The sequence below is a fragment of the Gillisella taibaishanensis genome, assembly GCF_001938985.1.
Taxonomy (GTDB): domain Bacteria; phylum Pseudomonadota; class Alphaproteobacteria; order Rhizobiales; family Rhizobiaceae; genus Allorhizobium; species Allorhizobium taibaishanense.
The window spans coordinates 1,003,946-1,029,575 of sequence record NZ_MKIN01000022.1 but is presented as its reverse complement, the minus strand read 5'-3'; the positions used below and the strand labels follow the sequence as shown (position 1 = coordinate 1,029,575).

20 protein-coding genes are annotated in these 25,630 nt (G+C 59.9%); 7 read left to right on the top strand and 13 right to left on the bottom strand.

From position 1 onward, the window contains the following. Positions 1-46 precede the first annotated feature (46 nt). Complete coding sequence (locus tag BJF91_RS15895; RefSeq protein ID WP_407639893.1) at positions 47-1,216, bottom strand: lytic murein transglycosylase; 1,170 nt, start codon at positions 1,214-1,216, stop codon at positions 47-49. 363 nt (positions 1,217-1,579) lie between these two features. On the opposite strand from BJF91_RS15895, the gene galU reads away from it, so the two are divergent. Continuing rightward, positions 1,580-2,467, top strand: a complete 888-nt coding sequence (gene galU, locus BJF91_RS15890) for a UTP--glucose-1-phosphate uridylyltransferase GalU (protein ID WP_075615408.1) — start codon at positions 1,580-1,582, stop codon at positions 2,465-2,467. Positions 2,468-2,612: 145 nt separating this feature from the next. Here the strand turns inward: galU and BJF91_RS15885 are convergent, their stop codons facing one another. Next, positions 2,613-4,199, bottom strand: a complete 1,587-nt coding sequence (locus tag BJF91_RS15885; protein ID WP_083943327.1) for an outer membrane beta-barrel protein — start codon at positions 4,197-4,199, stop codon at positions 2,613-2,615. 191 nt (positions 4,200-4,390) lie between these two features. Here BJF91_RS15885 and BJF91_RS15880 point away from each other — a divergent pair, with 191 nt between their 5' ends. Then, a complete protein-coding gene (locus tag BJF91_RS15880; RefSeq protein ID WP_075615407.1) occupies positions 4,391-5,386 on the top strand; it encodes a KpsF/GutQ family sugar-phosphate isomerase in 996 nt (331 codons plus the stop codon). Between the two features lie 66 nt (positions 5,387-5,452). On the opposite strand, the gene BJF91_RS15875 is transcribed toward BJF91_RS15880, so the two are convergent. Next, positions 5,453-5,911 (bottom strand): NfeD family protein, encoded by a 459-nt coding sequence (locus BJF91_RS15875; RefSeq protein ID WP_075615406.1) that lies wholly within the window; start codon positions 5,909-5,911, stop codon positions 5,453-5,455. Between the two features lie 6 nt (positions 5,912-5,917). Then, positions 5,918-6,940 (bottom strand): SPFH domain-containing protein, encoded by a 1,023-nt coding sequence (locus BJF91_RS15870; RefSeq protein ID WP_075615405.1) that lies wholly within the window; start codon positions 6,938-6,940, stop codon positions 5,918-5,920. A 210-nt stretch (positions 6,941-7,150) separates the two neighbouring features. Between BJF91_RS15870 and queC the strand changes: the two genes are divergently transcribed. Genes queC through queE form a run of 3 tightly spaced genes read left to right on the top strand, consistent with a single transcriptional unit; the run spans position 7,151 to position 8,963 of the window. After that, positions 7,151-7,858 (top strand): 7-cyano-7-deazaguanine synthase QueC, encoded by a 708-nt coding sequence (gene queC / locus BJF91_RS15865; protein ID WP_075615404.1) that lies wholly within the window; start codon positions 7,151-7,153, stop codon positions 7,856-7,858. Between the two features lie 5 nt (positions 7,859-7,863). After that, positions 7,864-8,220, top strand: a complete 357-nt coding sequence (queD, locus tag BJF91_RS15860; protein WP_075615403.1) for a 6-carboxytetrahydropterin synthase QueD — start codon at positions 7,864-7,866, stop codon at positions 8,218-8,220. Further along, positions 8,217-8,963: a 7-carboxy-7-deazaguanine synthase QueE gene (queE, locus tag BJF91_RS15855; protein ID WP_075615402.1), complete on the top strand. Its 747-nt coding sequence runs from the start codon at positions 8,217-8,219 to the stop codon at positions 8,961-8,963. The genes queD and queE overlap by 4 nt, the downstream gene beginning before the upstream one ends. A 112-nt stretch (positions 8,964-9,075) precedes the next feature. Here queE and BJF91_RS15850 read toward each other — a convergent pair whose 3' ends face one another. Beyond that, on the bottom strand, positions 9,076-11,157 hold the full coding sequence (locus BJF91_RS15850; RefSeq protein WP_075615401.1) for a methyl-accepting chemotaxis protein: 2,082 nt from the start codon (positions 11,155-11,157) through the stop codon (positions 9,076-9,078). Positions 11,158-11,449: 292 nt separating this feature from the next. On the opposite strand from BJF91_RS15850, the gene BJF91_RS15845 reads away from it, so the two are divergent. Beyond that, positions 11,450-12,553 (top strand): acyltransferase family protein, encoded by a 1,104-nt coding sequence (locus BJF91_RS15845; protein ID WP_083943326.1) that lies wholly within the window; start codon positions 11,450-11,452, stop codon positions 12,551-12,553. A gap of 130 nt (positions 12,554-12,683) precedes the next feature. On the opposite strand, the gene BJF91_RS15840 is transcribed toward BJF91_RS15845, so the two are convergent. From BJF91_RS15840 to BJF91_RS15805, 8 genes are all read right to left on the bottom strand, one after another. After that, positions 12,684-13,712 carry a DUF1963 domain-containing protein gene (locus BJF91_RS15840; RefSeq protein ID WP_075615694.1) on the bottom strand — a complete coding sequence of 343 codons (1,029 nt, stop codon included), beginning with the start codon at positions 13,710-13,712 and terminating at the stop codon, positions 12,684-12,686. Between the two features lie 130 nt (positions 13,713-13,842). After that, a complete protein-coding gene (gene hemH / locus BJF91_RS15835) occupies positions 13,843-14,877 on the bottom strand; it encodes a ferrochelatase (protein WP_075615399.1) in 1,035 nt (344 codons plus the stop codon). Positions 14,878-15,023: 146 nt separating this feature from the next. Further along, positions 15,024-16,991 carry a 5'-nucleotidase C-terminal domain-containing protein gene (locus BJF91_RS15830; protein ID WP_075615398.1) on the bottom strand — a complete coding sequence of 656 codons (1,968 nt, stop codon included), beginning with the start codon at positions 16,989-16,991 and terminating at the stop codon, positions 15,024-15,026. 185 nt (positions 16,992-17,176) lie between these two features. Continuing rightward, positions 17,177-17,545, bottom strand: a complete 369-nt coding sequence (omp10, locus tag BJF91_RS15825; protein WP_075615693.1) for an outer membrane lipoprotein Omp10 — start codon at positions 17,543-17,545, stop codon at positions 17,177-17,179. Between the two features lie 326 nt (positions 17,546-17,871). Continuing rightward, a complete protein-coding gene (locus BJF91_RS15820) occupies positions 17,872-19,314 on the bottom strand; it encodes a homospermidine synthase (RefSeq protein ID WP_075615397.1) in 1,443 nt (480 codons plus the stop codon). A gap of 182 nt (positions 19,315-19,496) precedes the next feature. Continuing rightward, positions 19,497-20,141 (bottom strand): aminotransferase class IV family protein, encoded by a 645-nt coding sequence (locus BJF91_RS15815; protein WP_075615396.1) that lies wholly within the window; start codon positions 20,139-20,141, stop codon positions 19,497-19,499. Then, positions 20,126-21,343 (bottom strand): aminodeoxychorismate synthase component I, encoded by a 1,218-nt coding sequence (locus BJF91_RS15810; RefSeq protein ID WP_075615395.1) that lies wholly within the window; start codon positions 21,341-21,343, stop codon positions 20,126-20,128. Before BJF91_RS15810 ends, BJF91_RS15815 begins: the two co-directional genes overlap by 16 nt. Positions 21,344-21,362: 19 nt before the next feature. Then, positions 21,363-23,204: a M3 family oligoendopeptidase gene (locus tag BJF91_RS15805; protein WP_075615692.1), complete on the bottom strand. Its 1,842-nt coding sequence runs from the start codon at positions 23,202-23,204 to the stop codon at positions 21,363-21,365. Between the two features lie 691 nt (positions 23,205-23,895). Between BJF91_RS15805 and BJF91_RS15800 the strand changes: the two genes are divergently transcribed. Then, positions 23,896-25,440 (top strand): sigma-54-dependent transcriptional regulator, encoded by a 1,545-nt coding sequence (locus tag BJF91_RS15800; protein WP_075615394.1) that lies wholly within the window; start codon positions 23,896-23,898, stop codon positions 25,438-25,440. The last annotated feature ends 190 nt before the right edge of the window (positions 25,441-25,630 follow it).

Genomic DNA, 25,630 nt, shown 5'->3' with positions numbered 1-25,630 from the left:
CCTCGCGGTCGTCATGACCGGTTGTGTTCTTCAGCAGAATAGCCGGTCAATGCCGCCTCAGCATTTCCAAAAGCGGCTTTGACGGTTCGCCGTCGCCCTGCATACCCATTCGTTCCTGGATGGCGGCAATTGCCGCCTTGGAGCCGGAACCGAAATTGCCGTCGACCTCGCCATTGTAATAGCCCATGGCCTTCATTCGGGTCTGCAACTCGAATTTTTCCTTGATGTCGAGCGTGCCGTCCGGGCGTGGCCATTTCTGCTGCACGCCGCCATAGCCGGCGATTTCGTCGGCAAGAAGACCGACAGCGAGCGCGTAGCTGTCAGCGGCATTGTATTTCTTGATGGTGAAGAAATTCGAGGTCATCAGAAAGCCGGGACCGTTGGCACCGGCCGGAAGCTTCAGCTGTGCCCGTTCACCCGAATTGCGGAAGGCCTTGCCTGACGGCCGGGCAAAGCCGAGCTTCTGCCATTGCGCCAGCGTCAGGGTCTTGCCAGCATAGCGGGCGCCGCCTGCGGGAACCACGGTTTCGTAGCCCCATGTCTGGCCGGTGGTCCAGCCGTTTTTGGCCAGAAGATTGGCCGACGTCGCCAAGGCATCGGGGATCGAGTTCCAGATGTCTTTATGGCCATTGCCATCGGCATCGACGGCATAGAGCAGGTAGCTGGTTGGAATGAACTGGGTGTGGCCCATGGCGCCGGCCCAGGAGCCGGTCATTTCCTTCGGGCTGACATCGCCATTCTGCAGGATCTTGAGGGCCGCGACCAATTGCTTGCGGGCAAAGCCTGCGCGCTTGGGATCGGCATAGCCAAGGGTTGCCAGAGCCTGCGGCACGTAATGCAGCCGGTCGTCCTTGGCAAGCACCGCTCCATAATTGCTTTCCATCGACCAGATGGCGAGCAGGATATGGCGATCTACGCCGAAATATTTTTCCAGCGATGCCAGCGTGCGGCCATGCTTGGCCAGCATTTCCCGGCCGACCTTGACAGTGTAGGGATTGACGCGGCTATCGACGTAATCCCAGATGTCGGTCTTGAATTCCGGCTGGTAAGCGGCCTTGCGCAGCACATCGGGATCGGGGTCCTTGATGCCGGCAAAGGCGCGGTTATAGGTCTGGGCGCTGATGCCGGATGCCGCTGCTGTCGGATAGAAATCGCGGATCCATTTCTGGAAACCGGCATCGGCATGCGCAGCGCTCAGCGGCGCAAGGCTTGCCATGATGGAAAAGGCTAGCGCGCGAACCTGTCGCGAAGCGCGTTCTCTGGTCATCGGCTTTCTCATTCCTTCAGGCGTTTCTCTGAACGTGTCCGGTGCATGTCTCCCGGCTCGTTCCATGAGACAATTTTTGGGTCCATTTCCGTCAGTGACAGGCTTCTTATCTGGCACGTCCATGGGGAACTCCCTGGTTTTTCAGGGGTTGTGCTAGCTTGGACGCGTCGGATTAGTGTATGACCATAGTCTCAACAAAATCTTTACCAATTTACCAAATTTGCAAACCGATTTGCAAATCCGTTGCAATTCTTTAGTAATCGGCGTTTGTGCGATTGAATGCATATGTGAAAAATCCTCCAGGAGGGATGCGTGGGACAACTGAAAAAAATTCGTAAAGCCGTATTTCCGGTTGCCGGTCTTGGAACCCGTTTCCTGCCAGCCACCAAGGCTGTTCCGAAGGAAATGCTGACCGTTGTCGACAAGCCGGTCATCCAGTATGTGGTGGATGAAGCCGTTGAGGCCGGCATCGAACATTTTGTTTTCGTCACCGGTCGCGGCAAAGGCGTGATCGAAGACTATTTCGATATCCAGTTTGAACTTGAGCAGACGCTCAAGTCCCGCAACAAGAATGCAGAGCTGACACTGCTGTCGGAAATCCTCCCCAAGGCCGGCGCAACCAGCTTTACCCGCCAGCAGGAGCCGCTCGGCCTCGGCCATGCCGTGTGGAGTGCACGCGAAATCGTCGGCGACGAGCCCTTTGCAGTTCTTCTGCCCGACATGATCATGCGCGGCGAAACCGCATGCATGAAGGGCATGGTCGACCTCTACAACAAGGCTGGCGGTAATATCCTGGCCGTTGAAGAATGTGCGCCTGATCAGGCTCATAAATACGGCATCGTCGGCGTCGGCGAGACGCTGGATGGCGGCTTCAAGATCACCCAGATGGTCGAAAAGCCAGCCAAGGGCACGGCGCCGTCGAACTTCTTCATCAACGGCCGCTACATCCTGCAGCCGGAAATCTTCTCGATCCTGGAAACCCAGGAACGGGGTGCCGGCAACGAGATCCAGCTGACTGACGGCATGCTGAAACTGGCCAAGAGCCAGCAGTTCGCCGGCTATCACTTCAAGGGTGAAACCTTCGACACCGGCGCAAAGGACGGCTTCATCATGGCCAACGTTGCCTTCGCCTTGTCGCGCCCCGAACTGCGTGGCCTTGTCGAAGAACCGATGAAGGCGCTGCTGGCAGCCTTGAAGTAAGTTCGCGGACCAACGCGAGTGACTGCATAATTCCCTAAATCAGGATCGATTTAAGGAGAAAGTTATGCAGCGAATTTAAAGCCTTAGAGCGCCGTGCGGATTCCGCGCGGCGTTTTTGTCTGGGCTTTATTGTTTCCTTGAAATCTTATCGCCGCAGCTTCAGCCCGACGCCGGCTGTCAGCGTCTTTTCGTCCGAGCTGTTATCGCTGGTCGATTTTTCCCAGGTGAGATCGGCAGTCAGGTCGAGCCAGCGGTTGATGCTATAGGTGAGGCCCGCGCCGGCGGTGTAATACATACCTGTCGCCTGGTTGCCGCCGCGATAGTTGCGCCAGGTGGTGCCACCAGTCAGCTTGGCAACGAGGTTCTCACGCAATTCCCGGGTGACGGCGGCGGTCAGCGCATAGGCGACATCGCCGCTGACGCCAGCCGAGGTCGACGGTTCAATTGAAGTGCCAAGGCCAAGATCGACATTGGTGCCGCGCATCGGCGACCATGCAACCGTGCTGTCGACGGTGAAGGCGCCGAGATCGTCGAGACGGCTGTCGTCAAAGCTTGCCTGCTTGTAGCCCACAGCGATTTCGCCGCGCAGCTTTTCGCCCATGTCTGAGCTGATCCCGGCCTTGGCGCCGTAAATATTGCCAGAGCGGCGATAGCCGGAACTGTCTCTTGTCTGGTCATAAGCGGTCTTGCCGGCGGACACTTCGACAAAGGGCGTCAGCGCTGGCGAAATCTCGTAGCCCAGCCGCGAGGAGAGCGTCACGGCATTGCGGTTTCGGTCGGAATTGGACAGGCGGCTGCCGTCGGACAGGGTGGCATCGCCGTAAGTCCAACGCTCGAAATCCAGACCGAGCGATCCTTTCAGCGGGCCGACCTGCCGCTCCAGCACCGCGCCGGCGCTATACTGGCTGACACCCGATTGCACCGTGGCATTGCGCACGGCATTGGGATCCGTTGTGCTTTCACGGCTGAAGCCGTAGCCAGCCGTCAGCCGGGCGGCCATGTCATTGGCAAGATCGAGCCTGAGCGCCGCATCGACCCGGCCGGACGGATCACTCTCTTCATCGCCGGCGATCTTCTGCCGCCATTTGCCTTCGCCCGTTACGGTCAGCTGATGGCGCGACCAGTCGGAGGTCAGCGTACCCTTGAGACCATTGTCCCAATAGGTGGTGCTTTCCTTTTCGCTGCCCGTGGTCTTGCGCTCGGTGCTGATGCCCTCCGACAGTTCCGGCTTGAGGATGAAAGTGCCGATATGCACGCCGGTTCCGTCATCAGCGGGTTTCCTGATCGTGCGGCGCTCGTCGACCGGAGATTCCCGCAGGTTGATGCGGTTCGCGTCAAGCGCATCATTCGTGATGCGGCGGAAGCTGTTGGTGTCGATCTCGGGCGTGTCGCTGTCTGTGGTCGTCGCTGTCTTGGTTTTGCCGTTCGCCGTGCCGGTTGCCGCCGTGCCATCGGAGGACGTGCCATTGGAGGACGTGCCACTGGAAGACGTGTCTGCCCCCGTGTCGGTCCCGCTGGAGCTGTCGCTTGCGCCACGCAGCCGGGCGAGCGCCGGGCTCTGGGCGGAGCCGGAAACGATCTGCTGCGCCAGCGCTTGTTCTGTCGCAAGGTAGGTGAGAGCGGACAGGAGACTGCCCGACAGCAGTGTCACGACCAGCGCGCGGATCGGCCGGGCGGGGCGAAGGCCTCGGCCAGGCTGCCGATCGGCGCTGTCGGTGTTGGTGTCGGTCATTGCGGCCTGCTGGAAATCACTTGCGCGGCGGTGCTGCCGTTACCGAAAGGTAAATTCCCATGGTTAATTAATCGTTTCGATCAACCATGCGAACGCCCAAGGGGTGTGAAAATCCGGATCAGTCGTGTTTTCTTACACTCTGTAGGCAAGGGTGAATGGACAGTTAAGTCCGTTAGCGCTATGGAAAACGCATGAACAAGCTGGCTGTAAAACTCGTTGAGGCAAGCGCCATCAAGGTTGCATTGCGCGTCGTCGCTACCGAACAAAGCGGCTTGGCGGCCCTGGAAGAGGCTCTGGCAGGATATCTTGCCGGGCCATTTTGCAACGCGATCGACGTGATCGGCAAAAGCTCAGGTCGGGTTATTGTCTCCGGCGTCGGCAAGAGCGGCCATATCGGCGGCAAGATCGCCGCCACTTTCGCCTCGACCGGCACGCCGGCGTTCTTTATCCATCCGGCTGAAGCCAATCACGGCGATCTCGGCATGATTGCCCGCGACGATGTGGTCATCGCGCTCTCCTGGGGCGGTGAAAGCTCTGAACTTCATGGCATCCTGTCGTTTACCCGCCGCTTCTCGATCCCGCTGATCGCGATTACTGCTGGCGAACAGTCGACGCTGGCGCGCGAAGCCGACATCGTGCTGCTGATGCCGAAGGTGCAGGAAGCGTGCCCGCATGGTCTCGCACCGACGACGTCGACGATGATGCAGATGGCGATGGGTGATGCCCTGGCGCTGGCGCTCTTGGAAGCCCGCGGCTTCGGCCCCAACGACTTCAAGACCTTCCATCCGGGAGGCAAGCTCGGCGCCATGCTGACCCATGTCGGCGACATGATGCATGTTGGCGATGAAGTGCCGCTGGTGCCGGTTGGCACTTCGGTGCCGGAAGCAATCATTATGCTGTCGCAGAAGCGTTTCGGCTGCGTTGGCGTGACCGATGCTGAGAGCCGCCTCGTCGGTATCATCACCGATGGCGACATTGCCCGTAACCTCAACCGCAATCTCGGTGAGCGGATGGTGGAAGAGGTCATGACCCGCCACCCGAAGACGGTGCATACGGAAACCCTGGCCACAACAGCCATGGCGATCCTGAACCAGCACAACATTTCCGCCCTTTTTGTCACCGACGAAGACGGCGCTCCAAGCGGTATCATCCACTTCCACGACCTGTTGCGGATCGGCGTGGCCTGAGGACTAGTTTGTTGCAAGGACATAAGGGGCGATTTTCGCCCCTTTTTTGTGTCTGAAAAGCAGAGATCAGGCCGCATCCACCGTCAGTTCGCCGCCCCGTGCGGAGACGACGATGACGCGGGTGCCGGTGGAGAGGTCCGGGCCGGAGACGCTCCAGAATGTATCGTCGAGCCTGATGCGGCCGCGGCCTTCGCGGATCGGCTCCTGCAGGGTCGCGGTGCGGCCGATCAGGCTGGCGGTGCGCTGGTTGAGGAGCGGCTCGTCGGAACGGCTGGCGTCAGAGCGCAGAAACCGGCGGCCGAGCAGGATCGCCACGACTGAAAGCGCTGCGAATGATAGGGCCTGCACCTGCCAGGGCCAGAAGGCGTCACTCCAGAAAGCCAGCGACAGAAGCCCGGTTGCGATGGCGCCGAGCCCGATCCAGACCATGAACATGCCCGGCATGACCAGTTCGAGCGCCAGTAACGCCAGCCCCAGTACGAACCAACTCCACAGACCCCATTGATCGATCAGCGCGACGAACATGACGGGTCATTCCTCGGGTTTTGCGAAAGGATTGACAGGTGCTGCCGCAGAGGTTCTCGGCACGCTTCTGGTCGAGCCACCGGCACGGGCGCTGCTGGCCACCTGCTGCGGGGCGTCGCCGCCAAACACTTCACGGGCGATAGCGCCGATGCCGCCAAGCGAGCCGATCAGCGAGGAGGCTTCCATAGGCATCAGTACGATCTTCGAATTCGAGGCGCTGCCGATGGCAGTCATGGCCTCGGTATATTTCTGGGCCACGAAGTAGTTGATGGCCTGGACATCGCCGGCGGCAATCGCTTCCGAGACCAGTGCCGTCGCCTTGGCTTCGGCCTGAGCGAGACGCTCGCGGGCTTCGGCCTCGCGATAAGCGGCTTCACGCTGGCCCTCGGCCTGGAGAATGGCCGATTGCTTGGCGCCTTCGGCTCTGAGGATCTGGGCGTTGCGGAAACCTTCAGCCTCCAGCACCAGGGCGCGCTTTTCGCGCTCGGCCTTCATCTGTCGGCCCATGGCATCGACGAGGTCCTTGGGTGGCTGGATGTCCTTGATCTCGACACGAGTGACCTTGATACCCCAAGGGCGCACGGCCTCATCCACCACCCGCAGCAGCCGATCATTGATCACTTCGCGATTGGACAACAGTTCGTCGAGATCCATCGAGCCCATGACCGAACGAATATTGGTCATGGTCAGGTTGAGGATAGCGTTTTCAAGATTGGCAACCTGATAAGCGGCCTCGGCGGCGTTCAGCACCTGATAGAAGGTGACAGCGTCGGCAGAAACGCTGGCATTGTCCTTAGTGATCACTTCCTGGGTCGGAACGGCCAGCACCTGCTCCATCACATTCATCTTGGCGCCGATGGTCTCGATGAACGGAGTGATGATGTTCAGGCCCGGCTCCAGTGTGCGAGTATAGCGCCCGAAGCGCTCCACCGTATAGCGGTAGCCCTGCGGCACGGTCTTGATGCCGGCAATCAGCACAAGGATGACGAAGCCCACAAGGGCGATAACGACGATATCGAAGCCGGACATTCTGGTTCCCCACAGTGAATTCCTGCCGGTAATGTAGGCAGAGTGCCGACTTCTTACCAGTGGAACGCCCTCCAAGCGCAGCCATTTAGGGTCGGTCAGGTGATTTACCCGTCCGGGCGGGTAGGCAAGGCGTGGCTTCTGCGCTAACAGGATCGCGGTTTTTTCACCACCGGTCGCAGCCTACCCGGTCACAAAACAAGGACTAGAACTATGAAGACACTCGTCGTCTGCTCCGGCGGACTCGATTCCGTTTCGCTTGCCGATAAGATTGCGGCGCAGCAGCAGTTGATCGGCCTGATCTCTTTCGACTACGGCCAGCGCCATAAGAAAGAGCTGGATTTCGCCGCGCGCGCGGCAAAGCGGCTCGGCGTGCCGCATCAGGTCATCGACATGACCAATATCGGCGCCAGCCTGACCGGTTCGGCGCTGACCGACGATCTCGACGTACCCGACGGCCATTATGCCGAAGAGACCATGAAGATCACTGTCGTACCGAACCGCAATGCCATCATGCTGGCCATTGCCTTCGGGGTTGCGGCAGCCAAAAAGGCCGATGCCGTGGCGCTTGCCGTGCATGGCGGCGACCATTTCATCTATCCCGATTGCCGGCCGGGCTTTATCGACGCCTTCCAGGCCATGCAGATGCAGGCGCTGGACGGCTACGCCGATGTCAAACTGCTCGCTCCCTTTGTGACGATATCGAAGGCTGATATCGTTACCGAAGGCGTGAAATACGGCACGCCCTTTGCTGAAACCTGGTCCTGCTACAAGGGCGGCGAGAAGCATTGCGGCCGCTGTGGCACCTGCGTCGAGCGGCGCGAAGCCTTTCATCTCGCCGGTGTCGAGGACCCGACCGAGTATGAAGATCCCGATTTCTGGAAGGCCGCAACGTCGGGCTTCAAGGCGACGGAGGCCTGAGGCGGATGTATCGGATCACCAAGGAATTCCACTTCTCCGCCTCGCATCAATTGAAGGGCCTGCCGGCCGATCACCAATGCGCCCGGCTGCATGGGCATAATTACGTGGTGGAGGTCGAGCTGTCTGGCGAAGAGCTCAACGAACACGGCTTCCTGCGCGACTATCACGAGCTCAAGGTGCTGAAGACCTATATCGACGAATGCTTTGACCATCGGCATTTGAACGAGGTGCTGGGCCACGACAAGACGACGGCGGAATGTCTGGCAAGGCACTTCTACGATTGGTGCAAGCAGCGCTTTACTGAGACCTCCGCCGTCCGGGTCAGCGAGACACAAAAGACCTGGGCGGAGTATCGGCCGTGAGCGGTCCTAATCTTGCATCGGAAACGGCGATCCGGATCAGCGAAATCTTCGGGCCGACCATCCAGGGGGAGGGCGTGCTGATCGGCCAGCCCACGGTGTTCGTGCGCACCGGCGGCTGCGATTACCGCTGTTCCTGGTGCGACAGTCTACACGCAGTCGAAACCCGGTTTCGCCATGATTGGCAGGCCATGGGCGTCGAGGCGATCTGGGCTGACGTCGAGCAGCTGTCGGGCGGTGAGCCGCTGATGGTGTCGCTGTCGGGTGGCAATCCGGCGATCCAGCCGCTTGGCCCACTGATCGCCCATGGCCATCGGCGCGGCTATCGCTTTGCGCTGGAAACGCAAGGGTCGATCGCCCGCGATTGGTTTGCCGATCTCGACGTGCTGGTCCTGTCTCCCAAACCACCATCAAGCGGTATGGAGACTGATTGGGCAGCGCTGGCGGACTGTCTTGCCGCAGCCGGCGACGGCCCGCAGATCGTGCTGAAATTCATCGTCTTTGATGAGGCGGATTATGCCTATGCGAAGGCCGCCGCCGCTCGCCATCCGCAGGTATCGGTTTATCTCCAGCCCGGAAACCACACTCCGCCGCCGCCTGAAGACGACGATGCCCGCATCGACATGGAGGGTATCATGACCCGCATGCATTGGCTGGTGGACCGGGTGGTGGAGGATCGCTGGTTTGCCGCCCGCGTATTGCCGCAGCTGCATGTGCTGCTCTGGGGTAACAAGCGCGGCGTTTGAAAGCGCCCGTGCCTCAGCTTCGGCAAGGGGCGGAAGGGTCGAGACGCTACGGACCATGCCTCCCCGAGGCCTGCCTGGCAGACATCGGGGAGGCTCTTTCAAAGGACTGGGCTCAGAACTCTTCCCACTCGTCCCGTGCCGCGGACTGTGATCCGCCGCCGAAGGCTTTGGCGACAGCCTGAACCCGTGCCCTGGCTGGCGAACTGGCCGGCGCGTGGCTGGCGGAGGACGCCGGCTTTGGTCCTGCCTGGCGTTGGGCTGCCTGATGCTGCATGGCCTGGTGCTGAACCGGTTGCTGCTGGGCGCGCCTTGGCTCGGAAAAGGCGGCGGCGGATGCATTGCCGGTCTTGAAATGGCTGAGCAGTGTGACGAGATTTTTGGCTTCGTCGGACAGGGTGTGGGTCGAGGCAGAGGTTTCCTCGACCATGGCAGCGTTCTGCTGGGTGGTCTGGTCCATCTGGTTCAGTGCCGAGTTGATCTCGTGCAGGCCGGTTGCCTGTTCCTTCGCGGCGCTGGCGATCGAATGGATATGGTCGTTGATCATCAGGACCCGGCTTTCGATCTTGGTCAGGGCCTCGCCGGTTTTCTGCACCAGCTTGACGCCGCCTTTGACTTCCTGGCCAGATTTGGCGATCAGCGTCTTGATGTCCTTTGCGGCATTGGCCGACCGCTGCGCGAGTTCGCGCACTTCCTGGGCAACGACTGCGAAGCCCTTGCCGGCTTCGCCGGCGCGGGCGGCTTCAACGCCCGCGTTCAGCGCGAGAAGATTGGTCTGGAAGGCGATCTCGTCGATCACGCCGATAATGGTGGAGATTTCGCGTGAGGCGTTTTCGATCCGGCCCATGGCCTCAACCGCCTGCCGCACGACTTCGGCCGACTGCTCGGCATTGTCCTTGGCTTCGGATACGATCCGGCTGGCTTCCTGGGCGCGTTCCGAAGAGCCGCGGACCACGACAGTGATCTGGTCGAGAGCGGCTGACGTTTCCTCGAGGGCTGCTGCCTGACGTTCGGTGCGCATCGACAGATCGTTCGAAGCACTGCTGAGCTGTTCGGTGCTGCCACTGATCGTATCGGTCTTGGCGCGAATGCCGGAGATCGTCTCGCGCAGCCGGGCGAAGGTAGCGTTAACATTGATCTGAAGCTCACCGAAGGCGCCACGGAACTGGCCCTGCATTTCCTGGCTGAGATCGCCATTTGCCAGATTGGCGATGACCCGGCGGGTTTCGCCGACGCCGCGGTCGACGCTGGCAATCAATTCGTTGATATTTGCGGCGAAAAGGTCGAGATTCGGGTCGTCATAGCGCTTATCGATCCGCTTGGCGAAATCGCCATCTGCGGCCGAGGCGACGACGACGGCCATGCTCGACTGCAGGTCATCGCTTTTAGCGCGCAGTGCGCTTTCCTGGGCATTCATCCTGGCCACTTCCTGGCCATTGCGCTTGAACGTTTCGACCGCGCGGGCCATGTCGCCGATTTCGTCCTTGCCATCGGCGCCAGGCACCTCTGCGTCGAAATCGCCGTCGGCCACGCGCTTGATCGCGCCGGTCAGTTGCACGATCGGGCGGCTCAACTGCTTGACCCCGATATAGATGCCAAGGCCGAGCCCGGCCAAAACCGCAACTACGGTAACCGAAGAGATCAGCACCATCATCGTCTTCTGGAAGCCTGCAAGCGAATCGGTAACCTCCTGCAATTCCGCCTTGTCGGCGTTGACGACCGCATCGACCTGAGTCTGCAATGCCTTGCGATTGGCTCGATTGCCTTCGTTATTGCCCTGCTCGTTTGCTGCCGGTGGGCCGACTTCCTTGCCAAGCCGCACAGTTTCCATGCGGAATTTTCGGAACTCGACGGTCTTGTCGACCATGGCCTGGAAAGCCGGCATCTGGGTTTCGGGAACAAGGCTTTTCCAGAATTTTGTTGTGGCATCGATATCGTCGAGAGCCGCCAGCAGGCCCTTGGCGAACTTCTCCGTGTCTTCCTTGGATTTCGCGGCATAGATACCACGCGATTCCATGACGACTGTCGTGATCAATCGGTTGAGATGCTCGCCCTGGAAGGCGCGCTCCGAGAGGTTGTCAATCTGAACGGTCTTGGTGTCGTATCGAACCGTTACGAAAATGCCCATAGCGCCGATAATCGTGGCAGCAAGCCCAAGAACGAAAACCAGCAAATAAATTTTGGCATTAATGCGCATAATTACTCCCTCCGCACGCCGCGGATCACTCCCGATGGAACCAATTTAGCGCTTAATCATTAATGTTTGCTTTTGCGCGAGATCTGTAATGGCTAATAATCGCCCAGCGGGTGATCCGGTTTGAGGGGAGCGACGTAACCATGCTTTTTTGGGGGCATCTCAATTGAAGATAGACAGGTTCCGGGCGGGCTTTTAAAGCCAGTGCAAGAGAGTCTAAGATAACTTTAGGTAGGGGGTCCGCTTTCGTCCAATTATGGGACATATAATGGGAGCGGCATGAGTATTGTGCGGGATGATGCAAAATAAATCGTCGGAAAGTTTCAAGATAAAGTCTCTTGAGGGGCTTCGTGGTTTCATGGCCTGGTGGGTGGTGGCAGGTCATATTTCTCTATCCTTCGGTTGGCATATACCGATCATCGATCGCAATACGCTCGCCGTGGACGTCTTTATCATTCTGTCTGGGTTCGTTATCGCACGGCTGATCGACCGCAAGGCGGAGCCGCTCGGCATCTATATCGTCCGGCGCGGGTTCCGGCTGTTTCCGCTGTATTTGGTGGTGCTGGCGGTTTCGACCCTGCTGCTTGGTGTGCAGGTCGCCGCCTGGCAGGATATTCCCTTCGATACGCCAGCCAATGCCAACCGGCTTTACCTAGCCCAGCAGGGATTGGATTCCCTCGGCCAGCAGCTGCTCGTGCATGTGCCGCTGCTGCAGGGGGTTATCCCGGGGCAGGTGCTTGATAGCGCGCCCTACACAATCGTCGGTCAGGCCTGGAGCATCTCGATGGAATGGCAATTCTATCTGCTCGCGCCGTTCTTTCTCTGGTGCCTGGCGAAGCGCCAGCGCTGGCTGATCGGTATTGCGACCTTCCTGGCGCTGATCCTGATGACGGATCTGCTTCCAGGCGGCTTTATCGGCTACAAGATCGCGCGTTTCGGCGTCGGCATCTGCAGTTATCTGGCTTTCGATCGCCGCCATGAATGGCGCGGCTGGGCTGCGGCAGCGCTTGGTTTTGCCGCAATCGGCATCGCCCGCGAAGGCATAACCCAGCTTCTGCCACTCTCGCTCTGGGCCATGGTTTTGATGTCGGCTGCGGCACCTGCGCATAGCGTCATGCATCTGCCAGCAAGGCTGCTCGGCAAGCGGCTACCAGCGCATTTGGGCGAGATTTCCTATTCCATCTATCTCGTCCATATGATCCCGCTCTATGTGTCGATCATGGTTCTGACCCGGCTAGGCGTCTCCAGCACCGTGCTCCAGATCGCCGTGCCGATTGTCACAGTCGTTGCGAGCTACGGTCTTGCACGACTTACCTACCGGCTGATCGAAAAACCGGGCATCCAACTCGGCGCCCGTCTGACCGCCGCGCCGGTATTTGGAACCCGGCGTGAGGCGTAATACGAAGAGTCGTTGAAGACGGCTCTTCGTATTCCATTTTCGAATATCTCAAGCCGCTGATGCATCTGAGATATTCGAAATTCTTTCAAGGCGAGGATGCGTCAGCATCTTCGCGCCTTGGTATAAAAGGTCAGGTCTGCTGATAGATCGGCAATACCTTGTCGAAGGCCCTTGCCGCCAGATGGTCCTTGCGGATCACAAAATAGACGGTGCCTTCGACCGAGCGGTCCTGCAAATAGTCCGATTGGCTGACCTGCATCAGCAGTAGCCAGTCGGCGGCGGCTGCCTCGATCCTCGGGAACGCCGCCTTCCATGCCTCGCCCCTTGGTGGCCCTTGCGGATACTCTATCTCGACAACGGCGTCATAGCGCGGGTCGTCCTGTTCCGGCAGCGGCGCACCGAGAAATTGTTGACGCAGCTGTCCTGTTCCTTCCCATGCTTGCGCAAAGAAGCTGTCATAGTCCTCCCGCGTCTCATCATTCTCGAGGAGCTTGAGCAGGCCCGCATTGGACTGTGCTTCCAGGGACAAGAAGTTTGGCAGCCCGAGACGGCTGGCCAGCCGCATCGGTCTTTTCGGCCCCCAAAACGGGCTTTTGTCCAGAGGATAAGGCGGGAGAGTGCCGCGGCCCGCAGCCGCTTCATTCCACTCCGCAACAAAGGCGTCGCGCTGCACGATCAGGGATTGCGGCAGGGGCATTTCCTTGAGACCGTCAGGTGCGCTCCGATCCCAGATTACCCGGCAGGCAGCGGCATCGCTGCGCCAGGGTCCGCTGCTGCCATCGTAGAAAAACAGCAGTCGCCCCTCTGACGGCAGCAATTCTGCGGCGAGGGGGCTAACCGCAGCTGCTTCTTCCAGACTTATCTGTAGGAGAAATTCATAGGCACGCGGCTGGCTGAGGTCACGCAATATCCTGTCGCCGTGGTTGAAGCCGCCCCGCTTGGCAATCTCGTCAAGATTGGCCGGCACCTCACGAATCGGCCATTCGATGCCAGGACCAAGATCCGGTTGGCCGCCGATCCGGGTCTGTCCCGGCGCGGACTTGGCACCGCTTGGTGCGAAGCCCAGACAGGGTTGCAGAGCCGTGATTATGGTTTCGACCTGCGCCGGGTCGAACACGTCTTGCAATCTGCGCCGCGCCTCGTCGATCGTTTCGAACATCGCTCGCCTCTCCGCCTTTGTCGCCGCGTTGGCGAAACCTTCCGGCATGGCATATAGCGCGGCAAGGCACGCCATCCAGCCGGTAGAGGCTTTCAATAGGCCGCGACGGGTAGGCGGCGGCGACACGCTGTCAGACCCAGCCCTGCAATTCGCGCCGCACGACATTTTCGAGAACCCGCATGCCGTCAGGGCTGTCGTTCAGGCAGGGGATATGGCTGAATTTCTCGCCGCCGGCGTGGTGGAAGATCTCGCCGGCTTCCCCCGCAATTTCCTCGAGCGTTTCAAGGCAATCGGAAACGAAGCCGGGGTTGATGACGCAGATGCGTTTGACGCCGTCTTTCGCCAGTTTCTCGACCGTCTTGTCGGTATAGGGCTGCAGCCATTCCTCCGGCCCGAAGCGGGACTGGAAGGTCACCATCAGCTTTTCCTTCGGCCAGCCCAGCCGGTCGCGCAGCAGGCGTGCTGTCTTGTAGCATTGGCAGTGATAGGGATCGCCCTTCATGAAATATGACTTTGGAATGCCGTGGAACGAGGTCAGCACCAGTTCCGGTTCCCAATCGAGGCTAGCCAGATGCGCCTCGATGGAGTTGGCGAGCGCGTCGATATAGACGGGGTCGTCGCTATATTGCGGCACGGTGCGCAGCGCCGGCTGCCAGCGCATCTTCAGCAGTGCCTTGAAGGCTTCGTCATTGACGGTGGCTGTCGTGGCGGCGGCATATTGCGGATAGAGCGGGAAGAGCAGGATCTTCTCACAGCCGGCTTTTTGCAGCGCGTCCATGCGTGACTTGATCGAGGGCTGGCCATAGCGCATCGCCCAGTCGACCACCACATTCGGCAGGTCGCCGAGAGAGGCGGCCATTTTCTCTGCCTGGTTGCGAGTATAGGTCCTCAGGTAGCTTTCGTTCAGATCATTGTTCCAGATTTCGGCATAGGCCTTGCCCACCTTGCCCGGGCGGGTGTTGAGCACGATGCCGTAGAGGATCGGATACCAGAACAGACGCGACCACTCGATCACCCGTTTGTCGCTGAGGAATTCCCGCAGATACCGGCGCATCGAGGTGTAATCGGTGCCATCGGGCGTGCCGAGATTGACGAGCAGCACGCCGACCTTGCCGAAATTGACCTTGGGATGTTCGGCGGGGAGATGGTTCACGGTCGCGCTCATATTTTGACTACCCTGCTCAAGAATTCGATGCTCACGTTACGCTTTTGGACCGAGAAAAGATCACTGTCCAGAATGAAAAAGCGGCCCGGAACAGTCCGGGCCGCAAGATTCCAAAACGAGTAGTCGCGATCCGCTACAATTCCCGGTTATTTCGCGGGCAGCGTCAGCATGTCGCCGATCTCGATATGGTTCGGGTGCCTCAGCTTGTTGGCACCGGCGATCTTTGTCCAGTCCTCGCCATTGCCATACGTAGCCTCGGCAATCTTCCAGAGGCTGTCACCCTTTACGACGGTATATTTGGTCGGCTGGGCGGCGGCCGGAGGTGCCGAGACGGCCGGAGCTGCCGGGGCGGGTGCTGCAGGCGCCGGAGTTGCAGGTGCTGGAGTTGCAGGCGCGGCTGGAGCAGGGGAAGGGGCGGCAGGTGTGGTTGTGGCAGGCGCGGGTGCGGGCGCTGTGGCCTGCGCGCCGGTTGCGGTCTTCGGCTGGGCGGCGGGCGCAACATAGCCGGCCGGGGTCACCTCGCTGACACGCCCATCGGTAAACGGCTTATATGGCGAGTGCTTGGTCAGGAAATCGGCGGTGACGTCGGCAAGATCAGGGCCGAAGTCATAGGCATTCTGGCCGGCGGTCGAGAAGATCTTGTAGCCGTCACCGCCCGAGCGCATGTAATTGTTGGTGACGACGCCGTAGAGCTTGGTCTTGTCGAGCGGCACGAAGCCGTCACCGTCCTTGACCTGCACATCGACGATGCGGCTGCCGGCGGGCTTGGAGCGGTCGAAGCTGTATTTCAGACCGGCGACCTGCGGGAAGCGTCCGGCGCCGTCATCCACCTGGCTGACGCCGTTTTCAAGTGCTGTCACGACATCCGAGCCCTTGAGCTGGAAGGTGGCAAGCGTGTTCTGGAAAGGCAGGACCGTGATAACGGAGCCCATGGTGACCTTGCCGCCGCCGATCGAGGCGCGCAGCCCGCCGCCATTCTGGATGGCGATGCTGATGCCCTGACCGCGCGCGTGGTCCAGCATGGCTTCGGCAACAAGGTTGCCCATGGCGCATTCCTTGACGCGGCAGGTGGTCGAGGCGCCGTCGATCGGGCCGTCGCTTTCGCCGATTTCCTTCTGGCGCAGCGCCTGGATCGGACCGGCCAGTTCCTTCACCTTCTCGGCCATGGCCTCGTCGGGCTTGAATTTTGAATCGATCAGGATCGGGTCGCCCTTGGCGCTCTTCACCACGCCATTGTCATCGAAGACCACGTCGAGATCGCCGAGATACTTGCTGTAGGAGGCGGCGGTGACGACTGGCACTTTATAGCCGCCGGGGTTGTCGACCATGGTCGGGTAGGGTCCTTCGGCCTTCGGATCCGTGTTCGACAGCAGCGTATGGGAATGGCCGCCCACAACCACGTCGACATCGGGGATCTTGGCTATCTCCATATCGCGGTGATAGCCGACATGGGTGAGCGCGATAATCTTGTTGACGCCCTCAGCCTTCAGCTTCTGCACTTCTGTTGTGATGGCGGCGACATCGTCGGAAAATTTCACGGTCGGGCCGGGCGAGGCAAGTTCCACCGTCTCAGGTGTAATGGCGCCAACGATGCCGATCTTCTGCCCACCGATCTCGATGACGGTAGATGGCTTGAACTTGTCCTTCAGCTTGGAGCTGGCATTGACCTCCATATTGGCGACCACGACCGGGAACTTCACCTTGTCGAGGAAGGGGGCAATGGCGGTTTCACCGTCGTCGAATTCGTGGTTGCCAAGCGTCATGGCGTCGAACTTCAGGGTGTTCATCACTTCAAGTTCGGCTGCGCCCTTATAGGTCGTGTAGAACAGCGAACCCTGGAAATTGTCGCCGGCGTTCAGCGACAGGATGTTCTTGCCGGCAAGGGCAGCCCGGGTCTGGTCCAGTGCCGTTTTAAGGCGGGCAGCGCCGCCGAAGCATTGGTTCTTGCTTTCTTCATCCGTCGAGCAGGTAGCGTCGTATTTATTGATCGACTCGATGCGGGAGTGGAAATCGTTGATATGCAGGATGTTCAGTTCGAAATCGGCAAAGGCGGCGCTCGACGACAGGACCAGAACCGAGGCGCTGAGCAGGCCAAATCTAAATCTCTTTAACATCCGTATCTCCTGATTTTCGTAAATGCCCTTTTTCACTACCCTTGTTCTGTGACGGTTTTTTCGGGTTGCTGCGAGCAGTTGCATGTTTCCATCCGATGCATCCCACGGCAAGTAAAAAGAGCCTAAATAAGCAAAAAGCCGACCGATGCCGGCCGGCTCTGCAAATTCACAGGGGTCTCGAACGCTCAGATCTTGCGGCGCAGCGAGAAATTCGAGCCGGAGTCGGTCGTGCAGTTCAGCTGGTCGGCGGCGACGAGCGCGCAGTTGACGCGTGACTGGGTCTTGCGCACCAGCGAGGTCATGTTGATCTCGACCAGGCTCGGCGATGTGTTGGTATAGGTGCCGGAGGCCAGCAGCGCATTTGTATCGCTGGAGCGGGTGGCAAAAGTGCCGCCCTGGAAGGTAGAGACGATGCCGTTCGGATCGACCCAGGCGCCATCGACGCCAGCCGGTGGCGGCGCATTGTAGGCAACCTGGCGTGGCTGCTGCGTACTCATGCAGGAGGATACGGCAAAACTCGCGATGAGCAGGGTGGCTAAGCTTTTGACCTTCATGACAGTCTCCATCCGGCTGGTACCGCCGTCGATATCTTCAATCCCGAAGCGACCATGCCGCGAAGATTAGGTGAAAGCAAGGCTTGGCGCCTTGTTGCCGGGCGTTGAACACAGACATGCGTTTGTTGTTCCACCGCTCCTGCATAATTCCTTAAATCGGCATCGACTTAAGGAATTATGCAGCAGATATGAAGTGCTACAGCCAACCTTTGGGCGCCATATATGGCGCACGATGTTGTCGTGCAAAAACGCCTGCCGAACCCAAGGGGCCGGCAGGCGTTTCGTTTCTTCTCTCAGCCGTTCCGTCTAGAGCGGCTTAACTGGTGTTAGCGCACCAGGATATTCTTGAACTGCCAGGGATCCTTCTCGTCCAGCTCTTCCGGGAACAGGCCCGGGCGGCCGTCAAGCGGGGTCCAGTCGGTGTAATGGCCTTCGACCGGGCCGAGATAGGGCGACTGCACTTCGAGGCAGCGCTTGTAATCGATCTCATCGGCTTCGACGATGCCGGCCTTGGGGTTTTCGATGGCCCAGACCATGCCGGCCAGAACCGCTGAAGTCACCTGCAGGCCGGTTGCGTTCTGGTAAGGTGCGATGCGGCGGGTTTCTTCGAGTGACAGGCGCGAACCGTACCAGTAGGCGTTCTTGTCGTGGCCGTAGAGCAGCACGCCGAGCTCATCGATACCGTCGACCAGTTCGTGCTCGTCGAGAACATGCAGAACCGGCTGGGCGGTGCCGCCATTGCCGAACATTTCATGCAGCGACAGGACAGCGTCATTGGCCGGATGATAGGCGTAATGGCAGGTCGGGCGATAAGCGACTTCGCCATCCTTCTCCACCGTGAAGTAATCGGCAATCGAAATCGATTCGTTGTGGGTGACGAGGAAGCCGTATTGCGGGCCGGGGGTCGGGCACCAGGTGCGTACGCGGGTATTGGCGCCCGGCTGCTCCAGATAGATCGCGGCCTTGCAGCCCTTCTTGTGCTTCTTGGCGTTCTTCGGCATCCAGGTCTCGTGCGTGCCCCAGCCGAGTTCTGCGGGCTGTAGGCCTTCCGAGATGAAGCCTTCGACCGACCAGGTGTTCCAGAACACGTTGAGCGGCTTCGGGTTCTTGGCCAGCTGGGTGTCGCGCTCGGCAATGTGAATGCCCTTGACGCCGACCTTCTTCATCAGCTTGGCCCAGCCTTCGCGGTCATTGACCGAAGGCTCTTCGAATTTCAGGCCGATTTCGTTGGCGACGTTGACCAGCGCCTGCTTGACGAACCAGGAAACCATGCCCGGATTGGCCCCGCAGGTGGAGACAGCCGTCGTGCCGCCCGGGCTCTTCTTCTTTTCCTGGCGCACGGTTTCGCGCAGCGCATAGTTGGTGCGCTCGGAATTCTTCATGTTCTTGTCGAAATAGAAGCCGAGCCAGGGCTCGACAACCGTGTCGATATAGAGAACGTCGAGCTTGCGGCAGAGCTTCATCAGGTCGAGCGAGCCGGTATCGACCGACAGGTTGACGCAGAAGCCCTGGCCTTCGCCTTCGGTCAGCAAGGGTTTCAGCAGGTCCTTGTAGTTTTCCTTGGTGACATGCGCCTGGATGTGCTTGATGCCATGCTTGGCCAGCAGTTCGGCTTCGTCATTGCGCGGGTCGATGACCACCATCCGGCTCTTGTCGAACTTGAAATGGCGTTCGATCAGCGGCAGCGTGCCACGGCCGATCGAACCAAAGCCGATCATCACGATCGGACCGGTGATCTCGCCGTAAACCGGATAGGTCTGGGTGGTCATACATTATCTCCTTGGAAGGCGTGGCGGTAGGCGCACTGATTTTTGGACCCGGCCATAGTCTGGCCGGTTCGCTCACTGCTCCTAGATCATAATTCAACGACAGAATAAAGACGCGCGCCTAGCCTTGCGGTGTGCCCGCACTGTTTTGTGGAGCCGATACCGCGCAAACGCGTCAGGACCGGTTACGCCACGGCCCGTTGCTGGTCTTCCACCAGTTCGGCGCGGATCAGGCCCCGCAGGCTGTTGCCGACGAAGATGGCGCGGCCGTGCAGGCTTTCGGGTTTCAGCACCTCGGCGCGGGCCTTGCGCTCGCGGATCAGGTCGGCGCGCAGAATGCCGGGGATCAGGCCGCAGGAAAGCGGCGGGGTGATCAGCATGCCGTCCAGCCCTTGGACGAAGACGCTGGTGAAGCTGCCCTCGCAGATTTCGCCGCGCTCGTTGAGGAGCAGGACTTCCTCTGCCTCATCGGTGGAAAATTCGGCGCGGGCGGCGTCATAGGGATCGCGTCGCGATGTCTTGTGGCGATAGAGCGTGTCCTGCGAATTCAGCCGGGTCTTTTCGGCGATGCGGATGCGCCAGATGGTGTTTTCGCCAATCGGCTCGAAAGGGGCAGCGGTCGCCTCGAGCTTGCCACGGAAATTCATCGCCAGCCGCGCCCGCAAAGGCTTTTCGCCGCTCACCACTTCCTTCAGCGCCGCCTCGGGCTTGACCGGCTGGCGAAAGCCGAGCGCATCGGCCGAGCGCGACAGGCGCCGCAGATGCTGGTCGAGCCTGATGAAGCCCTGGTCCGGCTCCCAGCGGAGCGTCTCAATCAACGTGAAATCCATCGATCACCTACCGCAAAGCGCGCCTTGAGCAGACATTCCTCAAATTCGGGGCCGGGCTGCGAATCAAATACAATGCCGCCACCGACATTGAAAACTGCGCGAACACTTTTGGAAAGCCCCTCTGCTTCACAGTTATGTTCCGATGTACCTTCTTGACCAAATAAAGTCAGGGTTCTGATAGCAACGGAAAATCGCATTGGGCCGGCCGGATCGCAAAAACCGATGGCACCGCAATAGACATCGCGTGGCCCGGCCTCCAGCTTGTGCAGGATCTGCATGGCGGCGAGCTTCGGTGCGCCGGTAATCGAGCCGCAGGGAAACAGTGCTTCGAGAATGGCGGGCAGGCCAATGCCGGGCAAGAGCTTGCCGCGCACGTGGCTGACCAGCTGATGCAGGGTCGGATAGGTTTCTATGGCAAATAGTTTCGGTACGCTGAGGCTGCCGGTCTCGATGATCCGCGACAGGTCGTTGCGCAGGAGGTCGACGATCATCCGGTTTTCGGCCTGGGTCTTTTCATCGGCCAGCATTGCCGCCTTTATCGCCTCGTCTTCGGCGGCGTCGCGACCGCGCGCCGCGGTGCCCTTCATCGGATGAGTTTCGATGAAGCCGGCCTCATCCACCTTGAAGAACAGTTCCGGCGAACGTGAGACGATGGCTTGCCCGCCAAGGGAGACCAGCGCACCGTAAGACACCGGCTGGCGCTCGATCAGCGACCAGAACAGGGTGCAGGCGTTGCCGCGATAGCTCGCCTCGACAGGCATGGTCAGATTGGCCTGATAGCAATCGCCCTGGCGCAGATGCTGGTGCAGGATCTCGAAACGCTGGCGATAGGCATCGACATCCCAGGTCGCGCGTGGGTCTTCCAGCTGCGTTGGCAGGCTGGTCTCCTGCAGGGGCTGGGCAAGCCGATGGTCCGGCCCGGCAGGGGCCGCAAAAATGCCGAATTGCACGAGCGGCGTTGGCCGACCGTTTGGAATAAGTGGTTTCAGCTTGTCTTCAAAGACGAAGCCGGCCTCATAGGACAATGCGCCGGCAAGCCAGTAGCCGGCCTGCCGTGCCTGTTCCAGCCGGGCCAGCGCCGGCTGGATCTCGTCGCCGCTGGTTGCCGTGACGATCTCTACCGGATCGGCGAAAACAAGTGTCTCGCCGCTCTTGTCATTGCGAAACAGAATGAAGGGAGACGACATCCCGGCCTCGGCCATATCGGTGCCGCCTCTTCACTTACTGAGCAGCATCAAGCGCTTCCAACTCGTCGATCAACCCTTCGATCATCGACAGGCCCTTGGCCCAAAACGATGGGTCGGTCGCATCGAGGCCGAAGGGTGCGAGAAGCTCCGAATGGTGCTTGCTGCCACCGGCCTTCAACAGGTCGAAATATTTCTGCTGAAAGCCCTGGTCCGCATTCTGGTAGACCGCATAGAGCGAATTCACCAGGCAATCGCCGAAGGCATAGGCATAGACATAGAAGGGCGAGTGGATGAAGTGGGGGATATAGGCCCACCAGGTTTCATAGCCCTCGGAAATTTTGATCGCCGGTCCAAGGCTCTCTTCCTGCACCGACAGCCAAAGTTCGCCGATCCGCTCTGCCGTCAGCTCGCCCTCCTTGCGGGCGGTGTGCAGCTTGCGCTCGAATTCGTAGAAAGCGATCTGGCGCACGACCGTGTTGATCATGTCCTCGACCTTCTGGGCCAGCATCGCCTTGCGCTCGCGCGCATCGCTTGCCTTTTCGAGAAGGGCGCGGAAGGTCAGCATTTCGCCGAAGACGGAGGCCGTTTCGGCAAGCGTCAAAGGTGTCTGGCACATCAGCGCGCCCTGGCCGCCGGCCAGAACCTGATGCACGCCATGGCCGAGTTCATGGGCAAGGGTCATGACATCGCGCGGCTTGCCGAGATAATTGACCAGCACGTAAGGATGGGCCGAGGGCACGGTCGGATGGGCAAAGGCGCCCGGCGCCTTGCCGGGGCGGGCCGGCGCATCGATCCAACCGCCATCGAAAAAGCGGGCAGCGATCGCGGCCATGTCGGGGGCAAAGCCGCCATACGCCGACAGAACCGTGTCGCGGGCCTCATCCCAGGGGATGACCCGGTCGATGCTCTCGGGCAGCGGCGCATTACGGTCCCAGAAATTCATCTGGTCCATGCCCAGCCACTTGGCCTTCATCTTATAATAGCGGTGCGACAGGCGCGGATAGGCATCACGCACAGCCGCCGCCAGCGCATCGACCACGGGGCGCTCGACCCGGTTCGACAGATGCCTGCTGTCGGCGATATCGACAAAGCCGCGCCAGCGGTCGGAAATTTCCTTGTCCTTGGCCAACGTGTTGGTGACCAGCACGAAAATGCGGATATTGTCCTTGAAGGTTTTCGACAGCGCCTTCGCCGCCTTTTCGCGCAAGGCCGGATCGGCCTCCTGCAGCATGGTCAGCACCGGTTCCAGCGTCAACTCGGTGCCATCGACGTCAAAACGCAGGCTGGCCAGCGTCTCGTCGAACAGCCGGTTGAAGGCGGCGGCCCCGGTCTGTGACTTCTCCAGGAATAGCTGTTCCAGCTTGTCGTCCAGCTGGTAGGGCTTGTCCTGGCGCAGGTCGATCAGCCAGGGTTTATAATGGGCGGTGGCGGGATCGCGGGCGATGGCCGCATCGATCACGGCATCTTCCAACCGGTTCAGCTCCAGCGTGAAGAACAGAAGATGGGCGGAGAGGTCGGTGAGCTTTGCCTGCACATCGCCGAAGAACTTGCCGTTCTCAGGCTTGGTCATCTCGCTATAATAATAAAGTCCGGCATAGGAGCCGATCTTGCCGAGCAGATCCTCCAGCGCCTCGAAATCCTTCAAGGCTGCGCCCAGGCCGTGATCGCCGTCCTTGCCGGCGGCATCTTCCAGCCGTCCCTTCCACTTGGTCTCGAAGGCGAGGCTCATTTCGCTCGCCTTGGCGAGATCGGCCTTGAAAACATCCGAGTCCGGGGCGGGGTAAAGATCGCTCAACCGCCATTCCGGCAAGGTGCCAAGGCCAGGACCGGCGCCGCCAGCGGATGCTGAGGCATCTGATGGGGACTGTGGGGCCATGAAGCGGGTGTGGAGCGAGGTGAACGGCATGATCTCTCCCTTTTGAGGGTCTTGTCACTTTTGACGGTCTGGTCAGGGCTTTTGCACCGCCTTTTGCGCCTTCGCCACTGTTTGGCAAGGGCGCCGCGTGCGGCGTGCGGCTAAAACGATGTCCAGTCTTAGCACGGCAAATGCGCGCGGCAACAGGATATGGTGTCCGAGACGCATTTCAGCGCTTGCCATCTGCCCCGTCCATCTGGCAAATTAGTTAACGAAGCTTTGTACCGATATCCGACAAAAATTCGGTGCGGGCGGCTTGGACTGTGCCGAAGGCCGGGAATTTCCGGCGTTTTCCAGTCTTTTTTGATGGACATTGTATCGAAGCGGACAGATTGGCGGGCTATAGCTAAAATCCTAGCGAAAGTTGGAACCGGTTTTTCAAGTCTCCATGGCACTTTGCGGGTAGGGACGACGGTTACAGCCATTGCTTGCGATGAAGTCTTTGCTTCAAAAAGAGCTTTTTGCTTGCAAGACGGCTGGGCTTGCGCCGATTGCTGCCGGAAACGGGATTGAACAGCATTCGATCAGCATTCTGGACCGTGTCCCAAGGCAGGATCGCAGACGGAGATTGTCTCCGGCGGTTTTGCCTCGTGCGGACGTGGTCCAAAGTTTCAACAGGCGCCAGACGCCATAATGACTCGGGGAGCTTAAATTGACCGCTCATATTCTCGTTGTCGATGACGATCCGGTTCAACGCCGGTTGTTGAAGGCTGCAGTGGAAAGCCAGGGGCATGTTGCTCATCTGGCCGAAGACGGAGAAGCAGGCCTTGCCTATTTCCGTCAACATAAGTCTGAAATTTCCGTCGTTCTTCTCGATCTGATGATGCCCGGCGTCTCCGGTCTCGATTTCCTGGTCGCCATCGGCGGACAGGAGGCCGATGTGCCCGTGATCGTCCAGACCGGGCAGGGCGGCATCGACACTGTCGTGCATGCCATGCGGGCCGGTGCCTTCGATTTCGTCGTCAAGCCGGTTTCGCCAGAGCGTATCGCGTCCGCTATCGCCAATGCACTGCGTGTCGAGCAGCGTGACGCCAAGGCCCGTCCTGCGCGCCGTTCACGCACCGGTGCCGTGCATTTCTCGGATATCATTTCGGCAAGCCCGGCCATGACGCGGGTTATCGACCTGTCGCGCCGTGCCGCCCAGTCGAATATTCCTGTCGTACTCGAAGGTGAATCGGGCGTCGGCAAGGAAATGGTCGCCAGGGCCATTCAAGCAGGCAGCGATCGCGCCTCGCGGCCGTTCGTCACCGTCAACTGCGCCGCTATTCCGCCGAACATGGTCGAAAGCATCCTGTTCGGCCATGAAAAGGGATCCTTCCCCGGTGCTGCTGAACGGCACATCGGCAAGTTCGCCGAGGCTGACGGCGGTACGTTGTTCCTGGATGAGATCGGTGAATTGCCGCTCGACACCCAGGTCAAGCTGCTGCGCGCCGTGCAGGAAGGCGAGATCGAAGTGATCGGCGCCCGCCAGACCCAGAAGGTCAATGTGCGGCTGATCTCTGCGACCAACAAGGACCTGATCGAAGAGGTCAAGGCTGGCCGATTCCGTGAAGATCTCTACTATCGCCTCAATGTCTTCCCGATCACCATTCCAGCTCTGCGCCGGCGCAAGGAAGACATTCCGTTCCTGGCGCGTGCCTTTACCGAGCGCTTCTCGGCTGAACAGCGGTTGGCGCGCACTCTGACACTCAGCGCTGGCGCACTTGCCCTGCTGACGGCCTTCGACTGGCCGGGCAATATCCGCCAGCTGGAAAACGCCATCTACCGGGCAGTGATCCTGGCTGAAGGCACTGACCTGACCGAAGCCGATTTCCCGCAGATCGTGGCACAGATCCCCGGCGGCCTGTCGCAGGACAAGTTCCTGGCGGGTGCCGTGGGTGGTGAAAGCCTGATCGACCAGTCGGCGGCGCGCAATACCGATCGGCCGGAACTGGCCTTCATCGACCGTCTGCCCGCCCCGCGGGCCGACGAGCCGAGGCCGGTGGCGCTCGACAATGTCATCGTCAGCATCGACGAGACCGGCAATGTCCGCCAATTGGCCGAGATCGAGGAAGAGCTGATTCGGTTTGCCCTGAAATTTTACCGGGGGCAGATGAGCCAGGTGGCGCGCAAGCTCGGCATCGGCCGCTCCACGCTCTATCGCAAGCTCAAGGATTACGGCATCGATCCTGACAATCCGCAGAAGCACGCGGCTTGACGTCGCAGGTTCCTGTTAAAGACTGAAAATGTGAATGCGCCGCGCACCCGAAAGGGTGGGCGGCGTTGCCATTTGGGGCTATAAGGAGCTGGGTTTTAGCCAAAAAAGGCTGAATTGGTTCGTGCTCGGAAGCTAACAAATCGTCCATCGGACGTTTAAGTGTTAACCCCCGGGTAAGGATGATTGATTA

Coding starts and splice junctions, on each gene's coding strand:
- BJF91_RS15895 (WP_407639893.1), bottom strand. CDS start 1,216: ATGGCAAGCCTTGCGCCGCTGAGCGCTGCGCATGCCGATGCCGGTTTC.
- BJF91_RS15885 (WP_083943327.1), bottom strand. CDS start 4,199: ATGACCGACACCAACACCGACAGCGCCGATCGGCAGCCTGGCCGAGGC.
- BJF91_RS15880 (WP_075615407.1), top strand. CDS start 4,391: ATGAACAAGCTGGCTGTAAAACTCGTTGAGGCAAGCGCCATCAAGGTT.
- BJF91_RS15875 (WP_075615406.1), bottom strand. CDS start 5,911: ATGTTCGTCGCGCTGATCGATCAATGGGGTCTGTGGAGTTGGTTCGTA.
- BJF91_RS15870 (WP_075615405.1), bottom strand. CDS start 6,940: ATGTCCGGCTTCGATATCGTCGTTATCGCCCTTGTGGGCTTCGTCATC.
- queC (WP_075615404.1), top strand. CDS start 7,151: ATGAAGACACTCGTCGTCTGCTCCGGCGGACTCGATTCCGTTTCGCTT.
- queD (WP_075615403.1), top strand. CDS start 7,864: ATGTATCGGATCACCAAGGAATTCCACTTCTCCGCCTCGCATCAATTG.
- BJF91_RS15850 (WP_075615401.1), bottom strand. CDS start 11,157: ATGCGCATTAATGCCAAAATTTATTTGCTGGTTTTCGTTCTTGGGCTT.
- BJF91_RS15845 (WP_083943326.1), top strand. CDS start 11,450: ATGATGCAAAATAAATCGTCGGAAAGTTTCAAGATAAAGTCTCTTGAG.
- BJF91_RS15840 (WP_075615694.1), bottom strand. CDS start 13,712: ATGTTCGAAACGATCGACGAGGCGCGGCGCAGATTGCAAGACGTGTTC.
- hemH (WP_075615399.1), bottom strand. CDS start 14,877: ATGAGCGCGACCGTGAACCATCTCCCCGCCGAACATCCCAAGGTCAAT.
- BJF91_RS15830 (WP_075615398.1), bottom strand. CDS start 16,991: ATGTTAAAGAGATTTAGATTTGGCCTGCTCAGCGCCTCGGTTCTGGTC.
- omp10 (WP_075615693.1), bottom strand. CDS start 17,545: ATGAAGGTCAAAAGCTTAGCCACCCTGCTCATCGCGAGTTTTGCCGTA.
- BJF91_RS15820 (WP_075615397.1), bottom strand. CDS start 19,314: ATGACCACCCAGACCTATCCGGTTTACGGCGAGATCACCGGTCCGATC.
- BJF91_RS15815 (WP_075615396.1), bottom strand. CDS start 20,141: ATGGATTTCACGTTGATTGAGACGCTCCGCTGGGAGCCGGACCAGGGC.
- BJF91_RS15810 (WP_075615395.1), bottom strand. CDS start 21,343: ATGGCCGAGGCCGGGATGTCGTCTCCCTTCATTCTGTTTCGCAATGAC.
- BJF91_RS15805 (WP_075615692.1), bottom strand. CDS start 23,204: ATGGCCCCACAGTCCCCATCAGATGCCTCAGCATCCGCTGGCGGCGCC.